At 62.1% G+C, this 25,770-nt stretch carries 24 protein-coding genes and 1 pseudogene; 7 read left to right on the top strand and 18 right to left on the bottom strand.

Going from position 1 to position 25,770, the window contains the following annotated elements:
* Positions 1 to 52: 52 nt before the first annotated feature.
* From QFZ30_RS10115 to QFZ30_RS10105, 3 genes are read left to right on the top strand one after another with little or no spacing between them, the layout of a single operon-like run.
* Positions 53 to 1,018: a carbohydrate ABC transporter permease gene (locus QFZ30_RS10115; protein ID WP_307075817.1), complete on the top strand. Its 966-nt coding sequence runs from the start codon at positions 53 to 55 to the stop codon at positions 1,016 to 1,018.
* Positions 1,018 to 1,908: a carbohydrate ABC transporter permease gene (locus QFZ30_RS10110; protein ID WP_307075815.1), complete on the top strand. Its 891-nt coding sequence runs from the start codon at positions 1,018 to 1,020 to the stop codon at positions 1,906 to 1,908. Before QFZ30_RS10115 ends, QFZ30_RS10110 begins: the two co-directional genes overlap by 1 nt.
* A gap of 7 nt (positions 1,909 to 1,915) precedes the next feature.
* Positions 1,916 to 3,241 carry a family 1 glycosylhydrolase gene (locus tag QFZ30_RS10105; protein ID WP_307075813.1) on the top strand — a complete coding sequence of 442 codons (1,326 nt, stop codon included), beginning with the start codon at positions 1,916 to 1,918 and terminating at the stop codon, positions 3,239 to 3,241.
* Between the two features lie 642 nt (positions 3,242 to 3,883).
* On the opposite strand, the gene QFZ30_RS10100 is transcribed toward QFZ30_RS10105, so the two are convergent.
* The 5 genes from QFZ30_RS10100 to QFZ30_RS10080 form a co-directional block, all read right to left on the bottom strand.
* Positions 3,884 to 4,141, bottom strand: coding sequence for a hypothetical protein (locus tag QFZ30_RS10100; protein WP_307075811.1), 258 nt, complete (start codon positions 4,139 to 4,141; stop codon positions 3,884 to 3,886).
* Between the two features lie 197 nt (positions 4,142 to 4,338).
* Entirely contained in the window at positions 4,339 to 4,719 is a 381-nt protein-coding gene (locus QFZ30_RS10095; RefSeq protein ID WP_307075809.1) for a universal stress protein, read from the bottom strand.
* Between the two features lie 44 nt (positions 4,720 to 4,763).
* On the bottom strand, positions 4,764 to 6,794 hold the full coding sequence (locus QFZ30_RS10090; RefSeq protein ID WP_307075807.1) for a tripartite tricarboxylate transporter permease: 2,031 nt from the start codon (positions 6,792 to 6,794) through the stop codon (positions 4,764 to 4,766).
* An 8-nt stretch (positions 6,795 to 6,802) separates the two neighbouring features.
* On the bottom strand, positions 6,803 to 8,011 hold the full coding sequence (locus QFZ30_RS10085) for a hypothetical protein (RefSeq protein WP_307075805.1): 1,209 nt from the start codon (positions 8,009 to 8,011) through the stop codon (positions 6,803 to 6,805).
* An 83-nt stretch (positions 8,012 to 8,094) separates the two neighbouring features.
* On the bottom strand, positions 8,095 to 9,174 hold the full coding sequence (locus QFZ30_RS10080) for a PrpF domain-containing protein (protein WP_307075803.1): 1,080 nt from the start codon (positions 9,172 to 9,174) through the stop codon (positions 8,095 to 8,097).
* A gap of 278 nt (positions 9,175 to 9,452) precedes the next feature.
* On the opposite strand from QFZ30_RS10080, the gene QFZ30_RS10075 reads away from it, so the two are divergent.
* Complete coding sequence (locus QFZ30_RS10075) at positions 9,453 to 10,367, top strand: LysR family transcriptional regulator (protein ID WP_307075801.1); 915 nt, start codon at positions 9,453 to 9,455, stop codon at positions 10,365 to 10,367.
* 99 nt (positions 10,368 to 10,466) lie between these two features.
* Positions 10,467 to 11,678 carry an MFS transporter gene (locus tag QFZ30_RS10070; RefSeq protein ID WP_307075798.1) on the top strand — a complete coding sequence of 404 codons (1,212 nt, stop codon included), beginning with the start codon at positions 10,467 to 10,469 and terminating at the stop codon, positions 11,676 to 11,678.
* A gap of 23 nt (positions 11,679 to 11,701) precedes the next feature.
* Here QFZ30_RS10070 and QFZ30_RS10065 read toward each other — a convergent pair.
* From QFZ30_RS10065 to QFZ30_RS10005, 13 genes and pseudogenes are all read right to left on the bottom strand, one after another.
* Positions 11,702 to 12,000 (bottom strand): annotated as a pseudogene (locus QFZ30_RS10065) (recombinase family protein); the annotation flags it as partial.
* A gap of 110 nt (positions 12,001 to 12,110) precedes the next feature.
* Positions 12,111 to 12,770, bottom strand: coding sequence for a GntR family transcriptional regulator (locus QFZ30_RS10060; RefSeq protein WP_307075797.1), 660 nt, complete (start codon positions 12,768 to 12,770; stop codon positions 12,111 to 12,113).
* Between the two features lie 206 nt (positions 12,771 to 12,976).
* The gene (locus QFZ30_RS10055; RefSeq protein ID WP_307075795.1) at positions 12,977 to 13,642 is read right to left on the bottom strand and encodes a GntR family transcriptional regulator; all 666 of its coding nucleotides are present in this window, start codon (positions 13,640 to 13,642) and stop codon (positions 12,977 to 12,979) included.
* Between the two features lie 3 nt (positions 13,643 to 13,645).
* Complete coding sequence (locus tag QFZ30_RS10050; RefSeq protein WP_307075793.1) at positions 13,646 to 15,100, bottom strand: NAD-dependent succinate-semialdehyde dehydrogenase; 1,455 nt, start codon at positions 15,098 to 15,100, stop codon at positions 13,646 to 13,648.
* Between the two features lies 1 nt (position 15,101).
* Positions 15,102 to 16,259, bottom strand: a complete 1,158-nt coding sequence (locus tag QFZ30_RS10045) for an FAD-dependent oxidoreductase (protein ID WP_307075790.1) — start codon at positions 16,257 to 16,259, stop codon at positions 15,102 to 15,104.
* A gap of 2 nt (positions 16,260 to 16,261) precedes the next feature.
* Positions 16,262 to 17,029 (bottom strand): amino acid ABC transporter ATP-binding protein, encoded by a 768-nt coding sequence (locus QFZ30_RS10040; RefSeq protein ID WP_307075788.1) that lies wholly within the window; start codon positions 17,027 to 17,029, stop codon positions 16,262 to 16,264.
* Positions 17,026 to 17,961, bottom strand: a complete 936-nt coding sequence (locus tag QFZ30_RS10035) for an amino acid ABC transporter permease (protein ID WP_307075786.1) — start codon at positions 17,959 to 17,961, stop codon at positions 17,026 to 17,028. The genes QFZ30_RS10040 and QFZ30_RS10035 overlap by 4 nt, the downstream gene beginning before the upstream one ends.
* 11 nt (positions 17,962 to 17,972) lie before the next feature.
* Positions 17,973 to 18,899, bottom strand: a complete 927-nt coding sequence (locus QFZ30_RS10030; RefSeq protein WP_307075784.1) for an ABC transporter substrate-binding protein — start codon at positions 18,897 to 18,899, stop codon at positions 17,973 to 17,975.
* A 46-nt stretch (positions 18,900 to 18,945) separates the two neighbouring features.
* A complete protein-coding gene (locus QFZ30_RS10025; protein ID WP_307075782.1) occupies positions 18,946 to 20,352 on the bottom strand; it encodes an NAD(P)/FAD-dependent oxidoreductase in 1,407 nt (468 codons plus the stop codon).
* 35 nt (positions 20,353 to 20,387) lie between these two features.
* On the bottom strand, positions 20,388 to 21,122 hold the full coding sequence (locus tag QFZ30_RS10020; protein ID WP_307075780.1) for an SDR family NAD(P)-dependent oxidoreductase: 735 nt from the start codon (positions 21,120 to 21,122) through the stop codon (positions 20,388 to 20,390).
* A gap of 67 nt (positions 21,123 to 21,189) precedes the next feature.
* On the bottom strand, positions 21,190 to 22,296 hold the full coding sequence (locus QFZ30_RS10015; protein ID WP_307075778.1) for an alanine racemase: 1,107 nt from the start codon (positions 22,294 to 22,296) through the stop codon (positions 21,190 to 21,192).
* A 121-nt stretch (positions 22,297 to 22,417) separates the two neighbouring features.
* Positions 22,418 to 22,903 (bottom strand): RidA family protein, encoded by a 486-nt coding sequence (locus tag QFZ30_RS10010; protein WP_214975500.1) that lies wholly within the window; start codon positions 22,901 to 22,903, stop codon positions 22,418 to 22,420.
* A 17-nt stretch (positions 22,904 to 22,920) separates the two neighbouring features.
* The gene (locus tag QFZ30_RS10005) at positions 22,921 to 23,616 is read right to left on the bottom strand and encodes a haloacid dehalogenase type II (RefSeq protein ID WP_307075775.1); all 696 of its coding nucleotides are present in this window, start codon (positions 23,614 to 23,616) and stop codon (positions 22,921 to 22,923) included.
* Positions 23,617 to 23,899: 283 nt separating this feature from the next.
* On the opposite strand from QFZ30_RS10005, the gene QFZ30_RS10000 reads away from it, so the two are divergent.
* Both QFZ30_RS10000 and solA read left to right on the top strand, forming a co-directional pair.
* Positions 23,900 to 24,574 carry a haloacid dehalogenase type II gene (locus tag QFZ30_RS10000; RefSeq protein WP_307075773.1) on the top strand — a complete coding sequence of 225 codons (675 nt, stop codon included), beginning with the start codon at positions 23,900 to 23,902 and terminating at the stop codon, positions 24,572 to 24,574.
* A gap of 47 nt (positions 24,575 to 24,621) precedes the next feature.
* Positions 24,622 to 25,770, top strand: coding sequence for an N-methyl-L-tryptophan oxidase (gene solA, locus QFZ30_RS09995; RefSeq protein ID WP_307075771.1), 1,149 nt, complete (start codon positions 24,622 to 24,624; stop codon positions 25,768 to 25,770).

The following is a 25,770-nucleotide window of genomic DNA, read 5'->3' as shown; positions in this document are numbered from 1 at the left end:
GACCTACGGATGCGGCGCCCACGGGTGCCGCATCCCCAGGAAAGAAGCTCCCATGAGCACCACCATGCACAAAAAGACGTCGCTGAAGACACCGCGGTACCGGGCTCCGGCACCCCTCGGCGGCCGCCGGAATCCCGCCATTGGTCAGCGCCGCAAAAACTTCCAGGCCCTGGGATTCCTTCTCCCCGCCCTCGTGGTCCTCGCCGCGTTCACCGCCTGGCCAATGATCTCTGCCCTTCGCCTGTCCTTTACCGACGCCAGCGGTTTCGGTAAGGAAAAGTGGGTCGGCTTCGAGAACTATGCCCGTATCTTCACGGACCCTGTCATCATCAACGCCGTGGTCAACACTGCCCTCTACGCGGTGTTGTTCACCCCGACGGCTGTAGCCCTGGCGCTTGCCCTGGCACTGCTGCTGAACGATCCGCGGCTGCCGTTCCGGGGTTTCTTCCGCACGGCGCTGTTCCTGCCGTTCATCATCAGCCTCGCTGTGGCGGCTATCGCCTGGGCGTACCTGATCGACCCGCATGTCGGGTTGCTGAACTACTGGCTCGGCTCGGCCGGGATCCGGATCGGGAATGTGCTGCAGGACCCAGTCCTGGCTATGCCCGCCGTCGCGTTCGTTGCGGTCTGGAAGAGCTTCGGCTTTTACATGGTCATCTTTCTCGCCGGTCTCCAGGAAATCCCCGGATCCCTTTATGAGGCAGCGAAGGTCGACGGGGCAGGCCCGTTCAGCCGCTTCCGGCATGTCACCATGCCGATGCTTTCGAACACGACGGCGTTCGTCCTCATCTTTGCGCTCATCGCGGCGCTGCAGGCCTTCGACCAGATCTATGTGATGACCGGCGGTGGACCCTACGGGCACACGGAGACGGTGGTCATGCAGATCTACACCTCCGGTTTCCGCAAACTCGACGTCGGCTTCGCCTCGGCGCTGTCCTACGTATTGCTCGCTGCCACGCTGCTGCTGAGCGTTATCCAGTTCGTTTTCTTCGGAAAACGTGAACGGGAAGGTGACTGATGTCCACGACACTCCGCCCACGGCTCGCCTCCCGGCTTTTCAGGACCGAGGCCGCCACGCATTCCGCCAAGCGGTCGGGCCTGAACCGGGCACTGGTGGTCGCCCTGCTGGCCCTGGCGACCGCAGTAATCCTGCTGCCCATCGCAATCATTGTTTTCACCGCGTTTAAGCCCGCAACCGAGGTCAATGCCTTCCCACCGACCCTGGTCCCAGGACAGTGGACGCTGGATAACTTTGCCCGAATTTTCCAGGAATTGCCCTTCGTCCGGCTGATCGCCAACAGCTTCATCTTCGCTGGCGGCGTCACGCTTCTCGCCCTGCTGTTCGATTCACTGGCCGCGTACGCACTTGCCCGGATCGACTTCACAGGCAAGAAATTTCTGTTGATCGCGATCATCGCCAGCCTGATGATCCCATTCCAAGCCACCCTGGTACCGGTCTACCAACTCGCCAGCGACCTTGGCTGGGTCAATACTTTCGCCGCGCTGATCGTCCCCCGGGCTGCGGACGCCTTCGGCATATTCTTTCTGCGCCAGTTCTTCCTGTCCCTGCCCAGGGATCTGGATAACGCGGCCCGGATCGACGGCGCCTCCGAGTGGCGGGTCTACTGGAACATCATCCTTCCTAATGCCATGCCCGCCATCCTGACCCTGGGCGTGTTCGTGTTCGTGAACAACTGGAACGACCTGCTCTGGCCGCTGATATTCACCACGGACAAGAACATGGGCACCCTGACATCCGGGCTGACCCTCCTGACCGGACCCGGCGGCATCGTCCCCTATGGCGTCATGATGGCAGGCGCCCTCGTGGCCATCCTGCCCCTCGCCGCCATCTTTATGTTTGTCCAGCGACGCTTCATCGAAAGCGTCGCCACCACCGGATTGAAATGAGGAAAGATTGAACTGGTTTGAAGACGGGCGCCTGCACTTCGGCCTGGGCATCGAAGATACCTTCATCCCGCAGGAACGCGCCGGTGAACGGTCCCTCGATGAATACGAGCTGACACAGCACTACAGGTTCTGGCACCAGGACCTAGGACTCGCCAAGGAAGCCGGCGGTGAATTTCTCCGCTGGGGCATCCCCTGGTACCGGATCAACCCCGAGCCGGGTGTATGGAAGTGGGACTGGCTGGATCAGGTCATGGACCGCTTCGCTGAACTCGAACTCCGCCCCCTGGTGGACCTCATGCACTACGGCACCCCCACCTGGCTGGACAACCAGTTCTTGAACTCCAGCTACCCAGAACGCGTCGCCGACTACTCAGCACGAGTCGCCGCCCGCTACGCCGACACGGTGGTGGACTACACCCCGGTCAATGAGCCCATGATCCATACCCTGTTCTCGGGAAAGTTCGGACACTGGCCGCCATACCTGTCCGGCGACGACGGTCTGGTCGCCCTCGTGCGCAACCTGTCCAAAGGCTTCGTCCTGGCGCAGCAGAACATGTCCGAGGTCCTGGGTGAGCGTGCCGTCTTCACCCATGTGGACGCCGGGTTCCGGTTCGTCAGCGACTCCACCACCGGCGAACATGATGAGGAAATCCGTCACCTCAAGGCACGTTCATATCTTGTCGAGGACCTCGTCACAGGCAAGGTTGACGCGGACCACGAACTCACGCATTGGCTCAGCCGTCATGGCATGAGCGACTACGACCTGAGCTGGCACCTGGAAAACATCGTGCTGCCCGATGTCATGGGTGTGAACTACTACCCGCTGCATTCCACCGAACTGCTTGAGACTGGCAAGGCTGTACGTGGAGACATCGCTGACCCCCGCGCTGTCCGGAACGACTGGACCGAAGGTTTGGCCGACGTTCTCGCCACCTACGGACAGCGGTACGGCGCTCCGGTGGCACTGACCGAAACCTGCCTGACCGGCTCCTACCACCAGCGCCTCCAGTGGCTGGACGCTTCCGTGGCATGCGTGCAGCAGCTGCGTGCCGAGGGGCAGAACATCGTGGGCTACACCTGGTGGCCGGTAACCGACATGTACGAATGGACCTACCGCTACGGCACCGAACCGCTGGAACACTACCGGCTGACCATGGGCCTCTGGGACCTGGTGCCGGACGAGACCGGCACACTGCACCGGGTCAAGAATCCCGTGGCCGACAGGTTCCTGCACCATGCCACCAATGACGTTGCTCCTTCCGGCGTCGACATCACGGAAGAAGCCGCATTCGTATCCGACCAGGAAAGAAGTCCGAGGCCACTGCACATCTGACCCTTGACCCCCGCGTGCGATCGCCCCTATCAACCGCCGGATTTTCGGCTCGATCCGTCTGCGTTGGGTATGGGAGTCGTCTTTGCCGGCTTTCTTGACTCCTCGTACCGCCATCGCCCTTTCGGCCGGTTGGCTGCCGGTGATCGGTCATGAGATTTTCCGTGCCTCAGCCCATGAGAGGGCTGAAGGGAGGGATTGCCGCATGAGGAATTCGAGTCCATATACGTAGTGCGAACTGTCAACATGCAAGCCGGGACCGGGCAGCACAGCCGTGTGTCCAGGAAAGACGAGCAAAAAAGCGGGCTTTCACACGGTCCAAGGCAGCCTGCACCCGATGTTTCCTTGACTATGCGGTCGGCCTGCCAGCAAAGGCCGGCCGCCCGGGCGACCGTCTGTCAGGCGGGACCTGAGACTCCTGCTAAGGGAATGCAGAAATGCCTTCCGGACCCTATTCTGACGGTATTTGTGTGGCTACCTGGCCCCAGGTTGGGGTGTGCCTAACCGGATGATCACCCCGCCCGTGATCCACGTTGTCGGGCCTGATGAGTCCGGTCACACCAAGGGGTGGATCCGAAGCCGCCGCGACGACCCGGTGCAAAGATCAGGGGCGTGCAATTCCATTTTCTTTGGGACGTCGTCAGCTCAGGTTCGCTTGACTGGTCGCCGGTACACACGTAGTCCATCGCTGTGCAGGAACAGTGCCCGGCCCTTTCCTTGGTCCTGCTGGAGCCAGAGGACGCTGCCGTCCATGGCTAGCATGTCGATGCGGCCTGAGGTTATGACTTGCCCGTGATTGTGGATCTCTACTTGGTCGGTGCGGGAGAGTGTGGACCAGTTGGGAATGGGTTCGGGCGTCGGGGATCCGGTGGGGCGCTTGGCTATGCGAGAGCGGGTGTTCATCTCAGTTGTCCTTGTTCAAGGGCGGTTCGGGCGGATGGTTCTTATGGGAGGAGGCAGGGTAACCGTTTTTGATCACCCTGCCTCCGTTTGTATGCTGCGCTGTCCTCGCGCCCGTCCGTCGGGCTACCTGTTGCGATGGAGTGCGGGAACGGCAGCACACGCGCCGGACAATGCGTCCGGCGGTCAGTAGGGCCGGGTCAAAGTTTGTCGGGCCGGACTGCGAGGACGGGGCAGGTGGCGTCCAGCAGGATGCGCTGAACCGTGCTGCCTAGGATGAGCTTGCCCACCATGGAGCGGTGCCTCAGTCCAATGACGATCACTTCGACGCCGCGGTCCTGTGCGGTTTGGATGACCGCGTCCCCTGGATCTGCCAGGATCGAGGATTCGATGGTCAGAGCCAATCCGGCCTCGGTCAGTTGGCCTTCCAGCTCCTTCAATTCCGCTGCATCCAGGTCGTGGTGGCCTCGGCCGATATTCACGATGAGTAGGTCTGACTTCCGCCGATGAGCTTCCTTAATCCCCTCAGTCAGCGCCTCCCTGCCTTCGGGAGCGGATGCGTAGGCTACGAGTACCGTCATTTTTTGATTCTCCAATGGCGTTCTATTTGTGGGGTGTCCGGGTGCTAGACGAGGGTGTTGAGCCAGCCCTGGGGCAGGTCAATCGGCAGCAGCGAGGGGAGTGCCAGGAGCACTATGTACAGGACGCCGGTGTAGATGATGGCGACCTTGAGCCGGGCCCTTGCGACAATCAGGAGGAAGGCCGGGATGAAGATCGTGACTGCAATTAGGTATCCGAAGGCGGCCGTGAGAGCCAGGAAGCCTGTCATCCATAGGAAGGTCTTCAACGCGAACTTTGCGTCAAGCGTCCAACCTGCCTTCGCGGTCTGTGTACCAAGGATCCCCTCCTCTGCCTTCTCAGCAAGGGTCTCATCTGCCTTCGGGGTTCCGTCGTGAAGCCTTCTCCGGATCTCAATGAAGAGCAGGATACCGGAGAAGATCAGGCCCCCGGTGCTCACCAGCTGGGGGACCAGTCTGGCTTCCGGTGAGAATGAAGCGGACGAGATTAAGGCGGCGGCGAACGCGACGAAGAAGATGCTTGATGCTGTGAGGGACCAGGTTGAATTCTTCAGCGGAGCTTCGTCGTCCTCGGGCTGTTCGTCCCGGTGACCATCGTCAAGGTTTGTGTGCCGGCGGGCGCGGATGAACTTGATGAACGCCCAGATCATCGGCAGGATCAGGATTGCCAGGAAGACCATGACGCCGGGGCGGGCCATCCAGTCGAAGCCTTCGTAGAGGCTGTCGGTGAGGAAGTAATAGCGTTCCAGCGGAATGGCCAGGACGAAACCGATCAGGAAAGGCGCCCGGGGGAACCCTGTCGATTTCAGCAGCCAGCCGAAGGCGCCGAGGACGATCATGATCCAGAGGTCGCCGAGCTGGCCGCCTTCCTGAAATGAGCCCAGGAGCATGATGGCTACGAGGCCTGCTGCCAAGACGGCGAAGGGGACCTTGGTCAGTTTTGCAAGCTGTTTGACGCTGAGGAAGCAGAGCAGCGCGCCAAGGATCGAGGCAATCGCGAAGGACCAGACGATCAGGTACATCAGGTCGAGGTGTTCGGTGATGATGGAGGGTCCGGGCTGGATGCCGTAGGTGAGGAGCATTCCCAGGAGCATCGCTGAGGGCACGCCGCCGGGGATGCCGAAGAGGAGTGTGGGGATCAGGTCGCCGGCTTCCACGGAGTTGTTGGCGCTTTCGGGGCCGACAATGCCGCGGGGGTCGCCCTTGCCGAACTGGCGCTTGTCTTTGGCGGTTGCGACGGCCTGGCCGTAGGCCATCCAGGTTCCGGCGGTGGCGCCAACGCCAGGCAGGACGCCTGCCCAGATACCGATGAGCGCTCCGCGGATGACCTGGGTCCAGTGGGTAAGCCATTCCCGGATGCCCTGGCCCCATCCGCCACCAAGGCTGATGGTTTGCTTTTGTCCGCGGCGCTGGCTGGCGCGAGATGCGATTTCGGCCAGACCGAAGATGCCCAAGGCAACGGCGACGAGTGACAGGCCGTCGCCGAGGAACAGACTGCCGAAGGTGAAGCGTTCCTCAGCTGTGGTCGGCGAGGTTCCAACCATGCCCAGGATCAGGCCAAGGAGGCCTGCCGAGACTCCCTTGATGATGTTTCCCCGTGACAAGACTGCCGCCAAAGATACACCGAGGACGGTCAACATGAACAGCTCGGGGCTTGCGAAGGAAAGGACCAAGGGGCGGGCCAGCGGGATCGCCAGGGTCAGGCCGACCGCGCCGATGATGCCTCCGGCCATGGATGAGAGGAACGCAAGGGTCAGCGCGCGGGCTGCCTGCCCCTTCTTTGCCATGGAGTATCCGTCGAGCATGGTGACGCTGGCGGATGCCGAGCCTGGGGCGCCGAGCAGTACTGCGGAGACGGTATCTGAGGTGTGCACGACGGCGAGGGCTCCGATAAGGAGCGCCAGCGCCTGGGGCGGTTCCATGCCGAAGGTGATGGGCAGCAGGATTGCAACGGCGCCTGTGCCGCCCAGTCCGGGGATGAGGCCCATGATGAGACCGGCGACCGTGCCGATCAGGAGCATGATGAGGAGGGAGGGGTCAGCGAGGGATGCCAGCGCTGCCATTGCGGAGTCAAGCATGATTGTCCTTATTCAACGTGGATGTTGTATTTGTCCCCGAGCAGCCCTGTGACGTAGGACCGGACGGAGGCGCTGACTTTGTAGGCGTCCCGGACGCGGTCGGCCATGCCGGTGTCCGCGGCGAGGGGGTAGCCGCCAAGTACTTTGGAAGCCTTTTCCTGGAAACCAGTGTCGGTGCCAAGTTTTTCGCTGGACTGGCGCAGCAGCTCGTAGGCCTTCTCCGGGGTCTCCTGTGGAACCCAGAGGCCCTTTTGGTAGGTGTAGGTCAGGCCGAGCAGGGTCTTGTAGGCCTCGTACTTTTCGCCGGAGGGTTTCTTGCCGTAAAGCGTTTCGTACGCTTCTGCGACCGTGGGCACCTCAGGGAAGTTGGGGTCACGGATGACGTCCCCGGCTTCGTTCAACTGGCCGAAGGACATCAGGACGACGGCTTTGCCTTCCTTGACGATGCCGGCGACGGCTGAGCCGTAGGCGGAGGTCGTCTGGTAGTCCAGGTCGATTTCGCCGCGCTGCAGGGCCAGGTTGACCGGTCCTCGGCCTTCGAAGCCGAACGTACTTGTCACGTCGGCCTCGAGCAGGTCGAAGGCGACCAGCGTGGTGATGTCCAGGCCTGTGGCGCTGATCCCGCCGAACTCCAGCGGGGTGTCCCGGTTGATCAGGTCCTGCACACCGGCTACCCCGGCTTCGGCCCGGGCATAAATGACTCCGCCGGTGCCGTTGACGACGACGGGCTTGAGGTCTTCGAAGGAGTACTTCACGGCCGAGCGTCCCAGGACCCAGGGAACGACTGTCGATGCTGTCCCGACGAGGATTTCGGTGCCGTCGGTCTTGGCTGAGCGGGCGAACCTGTTGGTGCCCAGGATGCCTTCACCGCCTGCTTCGTTCACGGGCGCAAAACCGGGGCGGCCTGGAACATAGTTAGTCAGTTCGGTGCCGATGAAGCGCGCCCAGGTATCTGTACCACCGCCGGAGGCCAGGGGAATCAGGAACTCGAGGGTTTCGCCACTGAAATCGCCGTCTTCGGTGCTGGAAGGCGGGTTCAGCAAGCTTCCACCCAGGACGGTGGTTGCGGTGCCCAGCAGTGCGAAGGCGCCTACAGCTGTAAGGATGGTGCGCCGGGAGTGCTTGGGCGGATCGGGCTGCTCGCTAGGCTCGGTCTGCCCGTCGGTGCCTTCCGGGGAGAGTCCGGGCGGCTCCAAGGATGACTTATTGCTCGTCATTGAGGAATCCTTTGGTTGGGCCTACCTCAATGCAACACCACTCCGGCGTTAATGAGAGGACAGGCTGTTGTTTAGTGTTCCGCTTACCAGGACTCTGGAAGCAGCAGTTCAGCGTCCGCGATGAGGCGGGCGCTTCGAATGGTTCCGACGACGGGCACGCCGTCGCTGATTTCCGCCCATGTCTGGACGAGACCGGCGGGCGTGCGCATGATCAGCCCGGACGATGGATCAGTTGTAAGGAGGTCCCGGACCACGGTGCCTTCGTGCTGCGCAGCCATGGTGAGCGCCACGCTTCCCGTAATAGCCAAGGCCGGATGGAGCCTGCCCATGGACAGCATTCTCACGTTGAGGTCGGCTTCGTCGTCCCGCCCCGCTTTGCCGACCAGCGCGAGCTTCGGTATCGCCCTCGCGGCTTCAGCGCGTGTGGCCGCAAGGCCCATGCGCACGGCGGCATCTCTGCGAACGTCGTCCAAGTGCACCAGGAGTGAAGGCTGGCCGTCGATGTCCTCCGCCGTCTCGTTGCCGGTGAGGCCGATAGACTCAGCGTCCAAAATAATCAGGGGAGCCCCGGCATCAATGAGCGTGGCCGAGACCTCACGCCCGTCGAAGGTCACCTTCTCCACCGGTTCGCCGGTGGGGAACAGTTTCCCGGTACTCCTCCCGGCGGGATCCAGGAATCCCATGCCGACCGACAGGCCGGGGAACGGAACGCCGGGAATCATCTGGGTACCTGGATCCTGAAGCTTGCCGTCCGGCGTCGAAACCTTCTGCAGAATGAGCTGATCGGTGTTGGTGTTCAGTGTCCGGACTGACGTGACCTCCTGGCCGGGAGCCACCCAGCCTCGCTGGATTGCATACGGTGCGACAACGGCCGAGCAGTTGCCACAGTTACTGCCCCAGTCCACCCTCTGCTCGTCGATGGCCACCTGTGCGAACGTGTAGTCGACATCGGCCCGGTCACTAAGGGAGCGGGACAGGATGACGGCCTTGCTTGTGGTGGACGTTCCGCCTCCGACGCCGTCGATCTGACGGTAGTCGGGGCTGCCGAAGAGACGCAGAAGAACTTCGTCCACGCTTTTCCCGGGGACCTGTAGGTTGTCCCACTCGAACACCCAGCACTTGCTGGTTCCGCCCCGCATCCACGCTGCTGGGATCTTATACATGATTGCTTTCACACCTTCCTGGGCCCCTCGTTGGGCCTGCAAGCCCTGCCGGCTGGTCTAAGTGTGATGCGCACCGCACATGAATTACAAGCGCCAAAATATGCAGGTGCGTGCACTAATACTTCAATCAAATGCCGTCTTTTGTTCGATGGGAGTGTCATTCTTGGGTGAAGCATGTGACAGGGCGGTCTGTGTGTGGCGAAATTGGGCTTCTGATGAAGCATGCATCTAGAATCTTGAGGGGGGAGTAAGCAATACTTCAAAGGGAAGAAGAGGCCGTGCTTAATGTTCGAAGGCTCGAATTGTTGTTGGATGTGGTGGAGCTTGGATCCATTACTGCTGCCGCGGAAAAGCACGTGTACTCCCCATCGGGGGTTTCCCAGCAGCTCCGACGGCTCGAAGCTGAAATCGGCCAGCCGCTTCTGCAGCGACAGACCCGCGGAATGGTACCCACCGATGCAGGGCATGTCCTCGCATCACACACACGCCGCATCCTGCGGCAAATGGCCGCGGCAGAAGCGGACCTGGCAGAAATCGCCGGGCTTAATCGAGGCAGCCTCACGATGGGAACTTTCCCCACTTTGGGCGGCTCGTTCCTCCCCGTGGTCATCAGCAGGTTTAAGAAGGAATACCCGGCGATCGAGCTGCACGTCCGCAGCAGCCGTTTTGAGGACCTGGTTGAAATGCTGGAAAACGGCCAGGTTGGAATGTCACTCCTCTGGGATTACGAATGGAACCGGATCAATCCCGAAGACTTCGCCCTGACCACCGTCTTTGAAGACGCCACGGCACTCATTGTCGGCAAGGACCACCGTCTCGCACGCCGCAAGCAGGTGGACATAGCAGACCTGGCCGCTGAGGAGTGGATTGTTCGCGAAGAGGCACACCCCGTGGTCGAAGTACTGCACAGGAGCGCCAGCGCCGCAGGATTCGCGCCCCGGATCGCATTCCACGCCAACGACTACCAGGAAGCCCAGGCCATGGTCAGCGTAGGTCTGGGCATTGCACTGGCACCTCGAACCGCCGTCGTGAACAAGCACCCCGGCGTCAGCATCGTTTCGCTCGGCGCCAGCGCCCCGTCCCGAAGGGTGCTTCTGGCGCACCGCCATGACAGGGTTCGCGCCGCCGCGGAGATGGCCTTCCAGGCAACGCTCCTGGACGTCGCTAAAGACACGGCCGCGGATTTCCGGTAAAGGAATGCATTCGAGAAGCCCCGTACCGGCAGTGATTCACCCCTCATCCGAATCGCCTCGCCTGGCATCTACTGACCTGGCAGAACCAAAGGGGACGTGGTGAGCGAGAGGAATCCCACACGGTGGTTATGGATGCTGATCGCATCCGCGGTGCTTTGTCAGATCGCACTTAACCTGGCGCGGCCACTCATCTCCTATAAGGTGCTGGCCCTCGGCGGTGACTCGGTTGCAGTCGGCCTGATCTCTGCCTCTTTCGCCCTCCTTCCTGTGGCATTCGCCCTCTGGCTCGGGCGAATGTCAGACCGCCGAACCTCGATGAAGGGCATCACCGTGGCAGGGACGCTCTTGCTTGCAGCCGGTCCGTTCCTGCTCTCGGCCGCCCCATCCCTTCTGCTCGTTGCTGTGTCCAGCGCAGTACTGGGTATTGGACACCTGTGCTTCACCATTGCCGGGCAGTCCGCCATCGCCCGATTCGTCCCGCTCAGCCGCATGGACGCAGCCTTCGGCTGGTTCACCGCGGCGTTTTCCCTGGGCCAGCTCGTGGGTCCCCTTGTTGCGGGTCTGGCCATGGGATCTGCAGGAAACGCGCCCGCCGAAGCCCGGCTCATGGACGCGAACGCAGCATTGATTCTCGCGGGGGCAATATCGGTGCTGGCTATTCCGGTCGCTCTCGGGGCATCGACGAAGGAACACGCAAGTGCCCGGGAAACCTCAGAGCCAGCTCCAGCGAAGGCTCCCACATCGAAGTCTGTGGCCCACCTTCTGGGTATCCCCACCGTGAAGACCAATATGCTGGCCAGCCTCGCATTGCTGGCCACGACCGACATTATCGTTGCGTTCCTCCCCTTACTGGGAGAGGAAAACGGAATTGCCCCCATCGGAATCGGCGTCCTTCTGGCCATCCGGGCGGCCGCCTCGATCACGTCCCGACTGCTCCTGCCCGTAATGCTGTCCCGATGGAGCAGAACCGGACTAATCACCGCCAGCCTCGCGGGGGCAGGTACCACTTTGGCCATCCTGCCGTGGCTGTTCGGGAATCCCTTGCTCGCTGGAATCCTCCTCGCCGTCACGGGCTTCTTCCTCGGACTTGGACAACCGATCACGATGACACTCATCACTCAGGCGGTCCCTCCGAACGCGCGAGGCGCCGCGCTGGCGCTGAGGCTGCTAGGCAACCGCCTCGGACAGGTTGCGCTGCCGATCGGGGCCGGGTTGCTGGCAGCGCCAGCCGGACCGGGGGGAGCCTTATGGATGTCGTCAGCAGTTCTCTGCGCCGCGTCCATAAGATGGCCAAGAAGGCCCAGATCCTAGGCCCAGCATCTGAAACGAAGGGAACCGTCGCCGGGCCGCTGGGCCAGCCCGGCGGCCGGTCGGGTGTGAGGGTCTTTTTCCGTCCTCTGTAGGCCCCGCGTTGCTTGGCCAAGGCGATGCCTTCCCATCGGCGTTCCCTGATGAAGGAGCGTTCGAATTCGGCGAAGGCCCCCATCACGGAGAGCATGAGGTTGGCCATGGGGGAGTCCTCCCCGGTGAAGGCCAGGCTCTCCTTAACGAACTCCACCTGCACGCCTTTGCGGGTGAGGCTCTGGACGTGGGCACGCCGGTCATCGAGGTTGCGGGCGAGCCGGTCCATGCTTGGACGACCACGGTGTCTCGATAATGCAACAGCCATTGCGAGCTCTGGGTCTCGGCAGGCCAGGCAAACCCCGCTTGGCCTTATGCTCACCGGGCCTGCATCCGCCTGGTTTACTGCTGGGCCCGCAGCGCATTTTTGAACTGACTGGCCATCTCCTGGCGGAAGCCGTCGAAGTCACCCTCCAAAGCAATCGCAGCCAATTTGTCATGCTCAACGGCGATTTCATGGAGGTCGCTGTAAGTGGGATGGTCAACAGCGAAGTAGAGACGCAGCTTGTTCTCCCAACCGTTCCAAAGAGCCTGCAGCGCGGAGTTCCCCGAAAACTCATAGAAGAGCCTGTGGAAGCGGAGGTGAGCGTCAATGCTGGCCGGTATATCGTGGGTGTCCGTGGCCCGATAAAGTTCCTCGATGGTTTGCTTCAACCGCAGCCGTTCAGGACCGCGCAGTGTTGGGGCCGAGAGCTCGGCAGCGTAGGGCTCGACGAGTAAACGGATTGATGCGATCTCGGCGACGTCGCGAGCATTTACTTCCACAACGAACGATCCGCGGAAGGGGATCTTGACGACCAGACCCTCTTCCTCCAGCTTGGTCAGGGCCTCACGCAGCGGGGACCGGCTGATCCCGAGATCGGCAGCAATGTGCGTCTCGCGCAGCTGTCCCCCTGGAGGCACGGTTCCGTCAAGGATGGCGGTGCGCAGCACGCGGTAGACGCCGTCCGGAGTGGTCGTCCGCCGTTCTTGCCACTTGAACTGTGTGGCTTCAATGGCCATGACTCCTCCAGTTGTCGACAGAGACAGTGTGTGGACGATCTCGGATTAGTTGTCGATTGTCGACGATACTACGGCGGTCACCTGTTGTCAAAAAGTCATACCTGCGCCAGGTCTCCGTTGGGAACCATCACTATGTGTGATTCCAACCACCGTCAGCCAAGAGGGGGCCGGGTGACGGTGGTTGGAGATGCAGTCAGGGGTGCGCTTCAGGCAATGATTCGCTTGTCCTGCTCGGTTGCGGTGAGGTCCTCAACGGCTTTTTGCATGTGCCGCTTAATGGACTTAAGGAGTCCATTCCTGTCGCCCGCCTCCAATAGATCAAGGATGTTTTGGTGTTCCTTCACCAGATCGTCCACCCTGGGGTAGGAGACTTCCAGGTTGAGGATGCACATTCTTGATTCAGCCGCGAGTGTCTCGTATATACGGATAAATCGAGAATTTCCCATGCCAGCAACGAGGGATGAATGGAACTGCATGTCGAGCCGTGCAATGGTCTGCCACTTGGAAGCCGTCACTTGCTCCTCCAGGTCAGCCACTATTTCCTTCAGCACTTCGCAGGTGTCTTGGATCTGCTTCGGGCTTCCCGCCAACAACCTGCTGGCGGCAGCGGATTCTAGGGATTCACGAACCTCGTAGATCTCTTTAAGGTCATGCGTCGTAATCTCCGTGACGAAGACTCCCCGGTTGCGCCGGCTGATGAGGATACCTTCCTGGCACAAGCGTTGTAGTGCCTCCCGCAGGGGACCTCTGGACCTGTTGAGCTGGCTCGCCAGGCGGGACTCTTTGATCTGTTGTCCGGGGCGGATATGCCCAAGGACGATCTGTTCGCGCAGGTGATCAGCGATCAGCTGGGATGTAGGCCTTCCTTCCATTCGTTAGACAGCCAGCGCGGTGTACTTGTACTCCAGGAATTCTTCGATGCCTACTTTCCCGCCTTCGCGTCCCAGGCCGGACTGCTTGACGCCGCCAAAGGGTGCCGCCGGGTTGGAAACCAGCCCGGTGTTGAGACCGACCATTCCGACCTCCAGTTCCGCGGAGAACTGCATGCCTTTGTCCAGGCTTTCGGTGAACAGGTACCCCACCAGGCCCCACTCGGTATCGTTGGCCAGGCGAAGCACTTCATCCTCGCTATCGAACGGCGTGATCGCCGCTACCGGACCGAAGATTTCCGTGCTCATCAGTTCGGAATCCAACGCCACATCAACCAGGACGGTGGGGGAGTAGAAGTAGCCGGGACCTTCCGGACGGCTTCCGCCCGTCAGTACACGTGCGCCCTTTGACACAGCATCGGCAACCAGGCTTTCGACCTTTTCGAGGCCCTTCCGGTCGATGAGAGGCCCGACGTCGGTGCCCGCCAGTACGCCGTTGCCTACCTGCAGTTCGGAAATCGTCTTAGCGAACTTCTCGCTGAATTCCTCGACGACGGAGCGGTGGACGAAGAAACGGTTAGCGGCCGTGCAGGCTTCGCCCATATTGCGCATCTTGGCTTTCAGGGCGCCTTCGACGGCCTTTTCGATGTTGGCGTCAGCGAGCACGATGAATGGGGCGTTTCCGCCAAGCTCCATGGAGGAGCGCATCACGTTGTCGGCTGCCTGGCGCAGCAATGTCTTGCCCACCTCGGTGGAGCCGGTAAAGCTGACCTTGCGTGCGATGCCTTTGCTCATCCAGGGATCTACAACACTGGAGGCCTTGGAGGTGGTGACGACGTTCAAGACGCCGTCGGGAAGGCCGGCCTCCCGGAAAATCTCTACAAGGGCGAGCGACGTCAGTGGGGTCAAAGCCGCCGGCTTGAAGACCATGGTGCATCCGGCAGCGACTGCCGGCGCGATCTTGCGGGCGCCCATGGCGAGTGGGAAGTTCCACGGGGTCACCAACACGCATGGACCGATCGGTTCCTTGGTGATCATGATCCGGGTGTTACCGTCCACGGAGGTGGCGCAGTCACCTCCGATGCGGACAGCTTCCTCGGAGAACCAGCGAAGCATGTCAGCGCCGTAGGCCACCTCGCCCCTTGCTTCTGCAAGGGGCTTGCCCATCTCCGCGGTCATGATTGCGGCGAGCCTGTCGGTGTTGGCGATCACCAGTTCAAAGGCGCGGCGAAGAATGTCCGCCCGTTCGCGGGGAGTGGATTTGCTCCACTCCGTCTGCGCACGGCCGGCTGCCTCGATGGCCAGGGCAGCATCTGCGGGACCGCCGTCGGCAACGTGAGCAATGATTTCGTTCGTGGCCGGGTTCTCCACCGGGAAGGCGGCAGAACTGGTTGCCTGTTGCCATGCGCCGTCGATGAACAGCTCGGTGTGAAGAGAGGTGGGGTCAAATGAAGTGCTCATATCACGCTTTCAGTGGTTGGGGAAGGGAATTTGTCTTGAACCGAAGCGGCCGGATGAAGTCCAAGCCGTCGAAGGTGCGCTTGCCGAGGACTTCGTTCGCGGCGATTTCGCCGAATCCCGTGGCATTTTTGAAGCCGCCGCCGGAGAAGCCGGTTGCGCAGTAGATCCTGCTGCCTTCGCTGAACGGGCCAAGGATGGGGTTGCCGTCCTTGGTGTACAGATCAGGGAAGGTGTCAGAGCGGACGATGTTGGGGATGAGGCCGGGGAGGAAATCGGTGACGGTTTCGGTGGTCTCGGCGATTTCAGCTGTTGAGAGTTCCCTGGGCACGGCGCCCGGGTCCGGTGTTGGTCTGCCGCGGCCGTCCAGGGTTGCCTTGACGGTGACCCCATCCACCGCGGGCGCCCCATACATGGAGCGGCCGTCGTGGACCCGGCTGAAGACGGGGAACTTCTCGGGTATGAACTCTGATGCGTTTTTGGCGACGAACCAGGTCAGGAAGAGCCGTTTGGTTTGGGTTGCTGCCTTGAGGTAGTCGGGCATCAGGCGCTGGGACCAGCCGCCTGAGGAGACGATGACGTTCTCGAAGGTCCAGGACTTCCCGCCGGAGGTGATGACCACGCCATCGCCGGTTTCGGTGATGCTGTCGATCGGTGTGTTGGTGTGGATCGTTGCGCCGTTCGACTGGGCGGCTGCAACCGCCGCCGTGACCGCACGGTCGGTGCGCAGGGCGCCGCCGTGGGGGTCGTAGACGGCGACGTCGTCCGGGCGGAGGTTGTGCTGCGGGTAGCGTTGGGCCATCTCCTCGCGGCTGAGGATTTCGTGTTCGGCGCCGTTGGTCCTGGTGGTTTCCAGGAGCGGGGGGATGTAGGGCCCATCTTTGGTGCCGATGGAGAGTCCGCCGCAGCGGGTCAGGATGTTCTGGCCGGTTTCGGCTTCGAGCTCGGCCCAGAGATCCCGTGAACGCTCCAGGATGGGGTAGAAGTCAGGCACTCCGCGGTAGAGCATGCGGAAGAGCCGGGTGTCCCCGCCCACGGCACTGCGGGCATGGGCGGGTGCCTGGGCCTCGAAGCCGGTGACGGAATCGGACAGGCGGGAGGCCTGCCAGAGGGCCATGGATCCGATGCTGCCCAGGCCGATGACGGCGAGCTTTCCGTCCATGGTTAGAGCACCTGTTCCAGGAAGGCCTGGGTGCGGGCTTCCTGCGGGTTGGAAAGAACCTCGCGGGCATCTCCGCGTTCAACGACGTAGCCGTCGTCCATGAAGATCAGCGAGTCGGCCACTTCGCGGGCGAAGCCCATTTCGTGGGTGACGACGACCATGGTCATGCCCTTTTTGGCGAGCTGCTTCATGACCGCCAGGACTTCGCCGACTTTTTCGGGGTCCAGTGCTGAGGTCGGTTCATCGAAGAGCATGATCTCCGGATCCATGGCCAGGGACCGTGCGATCGCCACGCGCTGCTGCTGCCCGCCGGAGAGCTGGGCGGGGTAGTAGTCCCCGAACCCGGCCAGTCCGACGCTGGCGAGCAGTTCGTGCGCCCGCTTGCCGGCCTGTTTCTTGTCCTGGCCTTTGACCAGGACGGGTCCGGACATGATGTTTTCCTGGGCGGTCATGTTGGGGAAGAGGTTGAAGGACTGGAACACCATGCCCACCCTGGTGCGCTGCTCAGCGAGTTTTTTGGGTGGCAGGGCGTGGTAGGCGGTGTCGGTTTCGTAGTAGCCGAAGTCTTCGCCGTTGACTTTCAGGACTCCTGAGTCCACGGTTTCCAGGCCGTTGATGCAGCGCAGGATGGTGGATTTGCCGGAGCCGCTGGGGCCGATGATGCAGCAGATCTCTCCGCTGGCGATCTCCAGGTTGATGTCTTTGAGGACTGTTTTGGGTCCGAAGGACTTTCGGATTTTCTGGGCAAGAATGGTGCCGTCGGCGCTCATCGGAGGTTACCTTCTTCCGGTTCAGTCAGCACAACTTTTTTCGCCTTCCGGGGAAGCCGGGAAGTTGAACGGGAGTATTTCTGCTCGAGCTTGGACTGCGGGTAGCTCAGCAACAGGGTCATCACGAGGTACCAGAGGCTGGCAACCAACAGCAGCGGGATGGTCTCGTAGGTCCGGGCATAAATGAGCTGCGCGCTTTGGAGCAGCTCCGCCACACCGAGCACACTGATCAGGGAGGTTCCCTTGAACATGCCGATGACCTGGTTACCGGTCGCGGGGATGATGGAAGGCATCGCCTGGGGGATGATGACCTTGCGCATCCTCATGCCGGCGCTCATCCCCAGGGAGTCGGCGGCCTCGAGCTGGCCCTTGCCCACTGAGGAGAACCCGCCGCGAATGATCTCGGCCATGTAGGCGGCCTCGTTCAGCGTCAGGCCGACCAGGGCCGCTGTGATCGGGCCCATGATCGCATTCATGTCCACGGCGGTGCCGATGTCCGTGAACGGGATCCCGATGAACAGGTCCGGGTACAACGCGGAGATGTTGAACCAGAAGATCAGCTGCACCAGCACCGGGGTCCCGCGGAACAAGGTGATGTATACACCCGCCGTGGCGGCGATCGGTTTGATGCTGGAGGCCCTCATGATCGCCAGACCCAGCCCCAGCAGCGTTCCCAGGGCCATGCTGGCAAAGGTCAGGAAGAGCGTCAGCAGCAGGCCACGGAGGATGGATTCATGCGTGAAATACTGGACGACAACGCCCCACCTGAAGTTGGGGTTGGTCGACACGGAGGCCAGTATGCCCAAGCCGATCAGGCTGCACACCACCCAGGCGACATACTCAAAGGTGCTCCGCCGCTTGAGCCGTGGCTTGAGCGCTGAGTCCTTCCCTGTCGTTGTGGTTTCACTTCCTTGGGGAAACGTTTGCAACATCGTGGCACCCCCTAGCGGATCGTGGCTTCGGTGATGGTTGATTCTGCCAGGCCCCAGTACTCCAGGGATTCCTTGTATTCCGGGGTTTCCAGGACGGATTGGATGGCTTTTTGCAGGGCCGGTGTCAAAGGTGATCCCTTCTTCAGACCCATGGCGACGCTGGTGTTCGTCCGGGTATCCATCCTGGGCTCCAGGATGTTGAAGTGGTCCGGCTGCTGCTCGTTGGCCCAGGCCAGGGCGCTGGCGTCGTAGAAGACCCCGTCGATCCGCTTGGAATCCAGCTGCGTCAGGGCCTCCTGGACGTTGGGCAGCGTGATGGCGTTGATGGCCGGCTGGCCCTTTTCCTCACAGGTCCACTTCGAGACGTTCGGCAGGTGCTTCAGTTGCTGTGTGGAGCCCTTGGTCACGCCAATGTTCTTCCCGCACAGGGTCTCGTTGGTCAGCTTGAGCGGGTTGCCCTTGGCGACCGCCACGGCCGAGCCGCCCTTAAGGTAATTGATCATGTCCAGGACCTTTAGCCGCTCTTCCGTGGCGGACATCGTGGTGGCAGTGAAGTCGTAGCGGCCGCCGTCAATGCCGGGAATGATCGTGTCGAACGCCGTGTTCTCGAACTTCAGCTTCAGCCCCAGCTTTGTGGCCACCAGGCGGGCGAGGTCCGGGTTCACGCCAATGGGGGTGGTGTTGTCCTCAGCGAGGAACGTCATCGGCGGGGAGCTCAGATCCATCGCCACCGTCAGTTCACCCTTGGCCTTGAACGACTCGGGCAGCAGCGCAACGGCTGCCGCATCCGGCTGGACACCCTCAGAGACGTCTCGAGTGTTCTGCGTCTTAGGGATGTCCGTCTGTTCAGTGCCCGTAGCCGCGCCGCCACAGGCGCTCAAGGCCAACAGGACGGCAAGCCCCGCAGCGGCAGTCTGGACTTTATTTATGGTCTTCATGGTGCTTCCCTTCAAGGAGTTTCAGATGGAAGTTTTGGTTGGTGGACTATTCGTGGAGTCCGGCGAGTCTGCTGCCGAATTTGGCCAGGAGTGAGGTCTTGGTGGAATCCCGGCGTTCTTCCCATTGGTCGGCAATGCCGAAGAGCCGGTACATGCCGTGGACACCAAGCCAGCGGATGGGTTCAGGTTCCCACTTCCGTGCCCGGTAGCCGACCCAGGGGAGTGTGGTGCGTTCCGTTTTGTGTTCGAAGGCGAGTTCCGCGAGGGTTCTGCCGCCGACGTAGGCTGCCGTGACGCCGTGTCCTGCGTAGCCGGTGGACGATCCGATCCCCGACGACTGGTCCCAGTGGACGCCGCCGTTCCAGTCACGCGTAACGCCGAGGACTCCGGACCAGGCGTGGTCGACTTCGAAGGGGATACCGGGGAAGAAGGAGCGGAGTTTTGTGGAGATCAGGTCAATCGTGGACTGGGGTGTTGAACCGGCGCCTCCTGTGCCGGAGCCGTAGCGGTAGGGCATGCCGCGGCCGCCCATGGTGATACGGCCGTCCGCTGTCCGCTGGGCGTAGATGAACGTGTGTGCGGAGTCGCTAAGGCACTGCAGCCCGTTCCATCCGATCTGCTGCCACGCCTCCTCCGAGAGCGGCTTGGTCACGATCATCGAGGAATTGATCGGTATCAGGGTCCTGCTGCCAAGCAGCTGTCCCGAATAGCCTTCGGTGCAGACGAACGTTTTGGCCGCGGTTACCCGCCCGTTGTCCAGGGTGAGGGTCCTGCCCTCGATGCTGCCTACCCGGCTGCCTTCGTAGATGCTGACCCCCATGGAGGTCAGGGTTTCGGCGAGGCCGTAGACAAGTTTCGCCGGATGCATCCGCGCGCAGTGCTTGTAAACGAGTCCACCGTGGACGGTGGATATGTTGATACGGCTCTGAAACTCGTCCCGGTCAAGCAAATGGACGTCGTCTTCGGTCAGCCCATACTTCCAGTCGGCGTCACGCCTTGCTACCAGCCGGCCCAGCCCTGCCCTGGTGTGGGCGGCGACGAGCGCGCCGCCTTTGTTCTGATCCGCGTTGATGCCCTCGGCCTGGAGAATGTCCAGGACTGAATCGACGCCGGCGACAAACTCCTGCTGCAAGGCCCGGCTCGCATCCAGCCCGCCGCCGGAGGCGCGAGCGAAGGTGGCGCGGTTTCCTGGGGGCATTGCTGAGAGCCAGCCGCCGTTGCGTCCGGAAGCGCCGTAGCCGATCTGTTCTGCCTCAAACACAGCGACGTTGAGTGATGGTTCGAGTTTCTTGGCGAAGTACGCGGCCCACAGGCCTGTGTAACCGCCACCGATGATGGCCAGGTCTACAGAGTCCTGGCCGGTGAAGCGGGGATAGGTGGGCCTGCTGTCCGCGAGTCCGGCCATCCAGAAGCCGAGCTCTCCGTTTCGGGGTGTTGCCGCAAGGGCTGTCATAGTGTCCTTCTTTTGTCTGGGAACCGTTGAGGTGTTCAGGCGGCGGTGTATCCGCCGTCGACGGGCAGGACCGCTCCGGTGATGTAGGACGATTCCTTTGACGCCATGAAGAGAATGGCGTCGGCGATTTCTTCGGGGGTGGCGAGGCGCTGGAGCGGGATCTGGCCTTCGCGCTGGGCGCGGTAGGCCTGGGGGTCGTCCCTGCGCTGGAACGATGCTTCGATGATCGGGGTGGCGGTCAGGCCCGGTGCGACGACGTTGACGCGGATGTTGCGTGAGGCCCATTCGATCGCGGCGCCCTTGGCGAGCATGATCAGCCCGCCTTTGGCTGCGGAGTACAGGACTTCATCGGGCTTGCCGACCATACCGAGCCGGGAACTGACGAGCACGAATGAGCCGCCCGTAGCGGGCATCAACGGCGCGAAGTGCTTCATCACCAGGAAAGAGCTAAGCAGGTTGCTGTGGAGCACGTTCTTCGCGTCCTCGTAGGCCATCTCCGTCAGCGGGCCGCTGACCTGCAGGCCGTGGTTGAGGACGACGACGTCTACCGTGCCGAAGGACTCGGCGGCCTGCCGGGCCAGGCTTTCGACGAACGCCTCGTCGTTAAGGTCCCCCGGGACATACAGGTCCTCGGGCTGCGCGCTATCGAGTTGTTCCCTGCGGCCGGTGAGCAGCAACCGGGCGCCTTCATTGCGGAACTGGGAACATACTGCCTCCCCGATTCCGCTGTTGGCGCCGGTGACCAGGGCGGTGGTCTTATCAAGTCTCATGTCAGACATTCCTTAGGGGTAAGTTTGCTTGGGTTGCGGGGAGGGAACGGAAGTCCCGCCGGGGCTGTCAGTTAAGGAATCCGCGGGCATCCACCGGCCACCGCTCCAGCGTTGTGCCAGTGCTGTCGGTGACGATGTATTCCTCGAAATTGACCACGACCGGGCAGACGTGGTTGGGGACCACCGGAAGCACGGTCCCGACACCCGGGCGGAACCCGCCCGCGGGCAGGGGAAGGAATCCGTGGTACTCGTTGAGCTTGGACAGGATGGCGTTGGTGCCGGCAACGGCGCCGTAGCCGATCTCGGGGCTGCCTTCGCGGCCGAGGGCCTTGGTGCCGATATCGAGGATGACCTGATCGGGGACCCAGTCGCTGACCACAGTGCCGGCGACGAACAGCGCGATCTGATCCTCGGTGCAGGCGCCGAGCCTGGTGTTGTTCAGGTCGTTGAAGACATACTCGCCGGGCCTGATCTCGGTGATCACGCTGCTGGTGGCGAATTCCACTGTGGGTGTGGAACCGGCGCTGACCACCTCCGCAGTGATCCCGGCTGCGCTGAGGCTGCGCACCGCGACGGTGAGAGCGGCATCCTGGTCATCCGCAGCCCGCTTGCGGGCGTCCGGTCCGGCGCTGCCATGGCCCGGATAGGTAAAGACGCCTACCGGAACTAGGCCGCGCTTGTGGGCGGCGAGAGCAAGGTCGCCCGCTGCCTCGGGAGGAGCCCCGGAACGACGGGCGCCACAGTCAACCTCAATCACGACCTGCAGCCGCTCAGGTTCTGCGCCCATCGCGTCGGCGAGGGCATTGATTGCCGCGACGTTGTCGACGCCGATGCGCAGCCGGATGGTTTCAGCCAGTTTGCGGATCCGCGGCCCTTTCGTTCCCGAGGGCCAGATCGGGTACGCGAGAAAGATGTCGTCGAATCCGGCCGCGGCGAAGACCTCGGCCTCACCCACATTGCCTGCGGTGATTCCGACCGCCCCCGCTTTAAGCTGGCGCCGACCGATTTCCACGCACTTGTGCGTCTTGACGTGCGGTCTGACGTCCAGGTTGTGCTGGGTGGCGAAGGCCTGCATGCGGTCGATGTTGTCCTGCATCACGTCGACCAGCACGATCGGCGCGGGGGTATCAACTCGCTCGACGAGAGCCTCGAGTGCTCGCTGAATGCGGTTCACGCTGTACTCCTCATGATTCTGTCTATAAATGATCGAGGCCTGCGGTGCTGGCTTCCTCGAGTGCTGGATGTGCGGGACCCGCATCAGCGGGTCCCGCACACTACCGCCGTCGTGCCCATTTTTAAACGGCGGTGCAGACCATCTGGATCTCCACCGGAGTGTTCAGCGGCAGCCCGGCGACACCGATCGCGGTGCGGGCGTGCCGCCCGTTCTCGCCCAACACCTCGATGAGCAATTCACTCGCCGCGTTGGCAACCCGTGACTGCAGACCGAAGTCCGGCCCACTGGCCACGAAGACCAGCATCTGCACGATCCGGACCCGATCCAGATCTCCCACCGCCTGTACAGCGGCGGCGAGGCAGTTCAGCGCGCAATGGCGTGCGAGTTCCTGCGCCGTCTCCAGCTCGACGTCCCGACCGACGACGCCCTGGCCCAGCAGCGCACCGTCCTTGAAAGGCAGTTGGCCAGCGATGTGGATGCTGGAGTCCACCGCCCTGTGGTCAACGTAGTAAGGGTTATCCGCGAGGACGGGTAGCTCCAGGCCGAGAGCCTCGAGCCGGTCCAAAGCCGAGTCGCCCTTTACGGTTTGAGGTAGTGGCAGACTCATCTGTACTCAGGTCCCTCTTAGGAGGCAGCGGGACGCGGCAGGCCAAAGAGGACGGGAAGGTCGGCGATGTCGGTGATCCGCTCGTAGCCGAGCCAGTGCTCGTCCTGCTCGAAGCCGCGGTCGACATATACCTTGTTCTTGATACCCAGGATGGCCGCAGAGCGCAGGTCGTACATCGGGCTCGCGGAGACGTGCACGATCTCATCCGGTGTCACGCCAAGCTTCTCGAACATGTACTCAAAGGCACCGAGCCGCGGCTTGTAGGTGCCCATCTCCTCGGCGCTGATGATGAGTTCGAAGGGGGCCTGGAGGTTTGCTGCGAGGCGCGCAGCATCAGCGGTGTCGCTGTTGGTGATGATGACCAGCGGGACTTCCTCAGCCAGGCGGTTCAGTGCCTCGGTGACACCCGGGTACGGGCCCCAGGTGGGGACAATCTCGTAGACCGCCTGGGCATCGGCCTCACGGTACTCAATGCCCAGCCGGCGCGAGGCGCGTTCCATGGAGTTGGCGACGATCTCGCGGAACGGCTTGTAGTCGCCCATGCACTCGTCGATGCGGTATGCCTTGCAGGCCTGCAAGTACTCATCGGCGAGCTCGGCTGGCAGCCGGTCGCCCAGGACCTGCCTCAGCGCGTCGCTGATAGCGAACTTGATCAGCGTTCCGTTCATGTCGAACGTCACGAACTTCGGCTTGGTTTCGAATTCGAATGCCATTGTTTCCTCTGGTTCCTCGTTGTCGGATCGGGTGGTTGTCGATTGTCGACGAGCCACCTTATGGTGTCGTCGATTGTCGACGATACTCGCTTGAGTTGTAGATAGTCAACGATTTTTGGAAATCGACCCCCTGAGACAGCGAAAGACCGCAGAAGTTGTTGACAATTGACATCTGGCCATTTAGATTCATAGTGAATCAAAAAGCTTCAGCCCGTCGCACCTGACAACAGATGGCTGAACTCCATGGCCCCACTCTCCTAATACATCCTTGAAGGGACTCATCATGGCTCCGACTAACTCCCGGCCGAAGTACATCTCCTTTGATATCTACGGCACTCTCATCAACTGGGATACAGACTCCACTACCCGCCGGCTGCTCGCGGGCCGGTTGCCTGAGGAGCAGTGGCCGGCCTTCAAGAAGGTCTTCCGCGGGTACCGGTTTGACGAGGTATGCGGCGACTACAAGCCCTACGAGCAGATCCTTCAGGATTCCTTTGACCGCGTATGCAAGTTTTTTGGCATTGGGCCGACTCCCGGTGCGGGCGCAGACTTCGCTGAGGCTGTACGGGGCTTCGGTGCCCACGATGACGTGCCGGCTCCGCTGAAGCTCATGGGCGACAACTACAAGCTGGTGGCCCTGTCCAACGCCGACGACAGCTTCCTGGACATCAGCATTCCCAAGCTCGGCGCAGACTTCCACGCCGTGCTTACCGCTGAACAGGCCCAGGCCTACAAGCCGCGCTACCAGGCCTTCGAGTACATGCTGGACACCCTGAACGCCAAGCCGGAGGACTTCCTGCACATCGCCTCGCACACACGGTACGACATGCATCCGATGCACGACATGGGCTTCCGCAACCTGTGGGTGCTGGACCGTGGCTACGACCCCATTACCTGGGGCTACGACTACACCACCGCTAAGTCCCTGGACGAGATCAACAAGCACCTCGGTCTCTAACCCGGTTCCAGAGGCGAAGCGTCTTTGAACATGGAAAGGTGATCTGAATGACCGATGGCAAACTCGCCGTTATCGGCCTGGGCAGCATCGGATCCATGGCCCTCTGGCAGGCCTCCCGCCTGACCGACTCCGTCACCGGATTCGAAGCCCACGCACCCGCCCACGCCCGTAGCGCCGTGGGCGGGGACACCCGGCTCTTCCGCATGCTCTACCGCGGAGTGCCTGACCTCTACCCCATCCTGGAACGCTCACGGGATCTCTGGGCCGAACTCGAAGCCGAAACCGGCCAGAACATCCTAACCCGTACCGGCGGACTGTCCATCGGAACCAAAGATGGGCCCTACATCCCCCCGCTCCTGGAAACCACCAGGACCAACGGCGCCGAACACGAAATCCTCAGCCGCGAGGAGATGGCCGAACGCTACCCGCAGCACAACCTCCGCCCGGACGACATCGCCGTCTACGACCCCCACGCCGGCGCCCTGCGCACCGACCGTGCGGTCACGGCGGCGGTCGCCGCCGCGGAGGCCAACGGTGCGACAGTCCACAGCAACACCCCGATCGAGAGCATCACCGAGACCGCCGATGGTGTCGTCATCACCTCCGGGGAGAAGTCCTGGACCTTCGAGAACGTCATCGTCTCCTCAGGCGGCTGGTCCCAGCGCCTGATGCCCGATTACCTCAAGGCAGCAACCCAAACCAAACGGCTCTTCCTGACCTGGTTCGTCGCCAAAAACGCATCAGAGTTCATACCCGAGAAGTTCCCCGTCTTCAGCCGGGTCCACGACGGCCGCTCCATGTATGGGGCGCCCGCCGTCGACGGCGCCACAGTCAAGGCCACCCTTGACGGCCGCGGCAGACCAACCCCCAACCCCGACACCGTGCCCAGGGAACTCTCAACAGCTGAAATCGCCGAGACCACCGAAACCGTCACCGATTTCCTCCCCGGCCTCATCCCCAACATCGTCCGCTCTGACACCTTCCCGGACCTCTATACCAAGGACGGCAACCCCATCCTTGGCCGGTTCAACGAAGGCAGCAGAATCTATGTTGCCACGGGCTTCTCCGGCGGCGGCTTCAAAAATGCCACGGGATTCGGCGAAATCGCCGCGAACGAAGTCCTCGGCAAGCGCACCTTCGACGGCTTGGACTTCATCCGGCCGCTACGGTTCAGCTCACGACAGCCGACGTCCTGA

The sequence above is a fragment of the Arthrobacter pascens genome (genome assembly GCF_030815585.1).
GTDB lineage: Bacteria > Actinomycetota > Actinomycetes > Actinomycetales > Micrococcaceae > Arthrobacter > Arthrobacter pascens_A.
Note: the sequence above shows the minus strand (reverse complement) of the source record. Positions and strands in the feature narration are given on the sequence as shown.

Coding starts and splice junctions, on each gene's coding strand:
- QFZ30_RS10050 (WP_307075793.1), bottom strand. CDS start 15,100: ATGAGCACTTCATTTGACCCCACCTCTCTTCACACCGAGCTGTTCATC.
- QFZ30_RS10045 (WP_307075790.1), bottom strand. CDS start 16,259: ATGGACGGAAAGCTCGCCGTCATCGGCCTGGGCAGCATCGGATCCATG.
- QFZ30_RS10040 (WP_307075788.1), bottom strand. CDS start 17,029: ATGAGCGCCGACGGCACCATTCTTGCCCAGAAAATCCGAAAGTCCTTC.
- QFZ30_RS10025 (WP_307075782.1), bottom strand. CDS start 20,352: ATGACAGCCCTTGCGGCAACACCCCGAAACGGAGAGCTCGGCTTCTGG.
- QFZ30_RS10035 (WP_307075786.1), bottom strand. CDS start 17,961: ATGTTGCAAACGTTTCCCCAAGGAAGTGAAACCACAACGACAGGGAAG.
- QFZ30_RS10010 (WP_214975500.1), bottom strand. CDS start 22,903: ATGAGTCTGCCACTACCTCAAACCGTAAAGGGCGACTCGGCTTTGGAC.
- QFZ30_RS10080 (WP_307075803.1), bottom strand. CDS start 9,174: ATGTATAAGATCCCAGCAGCGTGGATGCGGGGCGGAACCAGCAAGTGC.
- QFZ30_RS10060 (WP_307075797.1), bottom strand. CDS start 12,770: ATGGCCATTGAAGCCACACAGTTCAAGTGGCAAGAACGGCGGACGACC.
- QFZ30_RS10000 (WP_307075773.1), top strand. CDS start 23,900: ATGGCTCCGACTAACTCCCGGCCGAAGTACATCTCCTTTGATATCTAC.
- QFZ30_RS10100 (WP_307075811.1), bottom strand. CDS start 4,141: ATGAACACCCGCTCTCGCATAGCCAAGCGCCCCACCGGATCCCCGACG.
- QFZ30_RS10055 (WP_307075795.1), bottom strand. CDS start 13,642: ATGGAAGGAAGGCCTACATCCCAGCTGATCGCTGATCACCTGCGCGAA.
- QFZ30_RS10020 (WP_307075780.1), bottom strand. CDS start 21,122: ATGAGACTTGATAAGACCACCGCCCTGGTCACCGGCGCCAACAGCGGA.
- QFZ30_RS10095 (WP_307075809.1), bottom strand. CDS start 4,719: ATGACGGTACTCGTAGCCTACGCATCCGCTCCCGAAGGCAGGGAGGCG.
- QFZ30_RS10085 (WP_307075805.1), bottom strand. CDS start 8,011: ATGACGAGCAATAAGTCATCCTTGGAGCCGCCCGGACTCTCCCCGGAA.
- QFZ30_RS10115 (WP_307075817.1), top strand. CDS start 53: ATGAGCACCACCATGCACAAAAAGACGTCGCTGAAGACACCGCGGTAC.
- solA (WP_307075771.1), top strand. CDS start 24,622: ATGACCGATGGCAAACTCGCCGTTATCGGCCTGGGCAGCATCGGATCC.
- QFZ30_RS10030 (WP_307075784.1), bottom strand. CDS start 18,899: ATGAAGACCATAAATAAAGTCCAGACTGCCGCTGCGGGGCTTGCCGTC.
- QFZ30_RS10005 (WP_307075775.1), bottom strand. CDS start 23,616: ATGGCATTCGAATTCGAAACCAAGCCGAAGTTCGTGACGTTCGACATG.
- QFZ30_RS10110 (WP_307075815.1), top strand. CDS start 1,018: ATGTCCACGACACTCCGCCCACGGCTCGCCTCCCGGCTTTTCAGGACC.
- QFZ30_RS10090 (WP_307075807.1), bottom strand. CDS start 6,794: ATGCTTGACTCCGCAATGGCAGCGCTGGCATCCCTCGCTGACCCCTCC.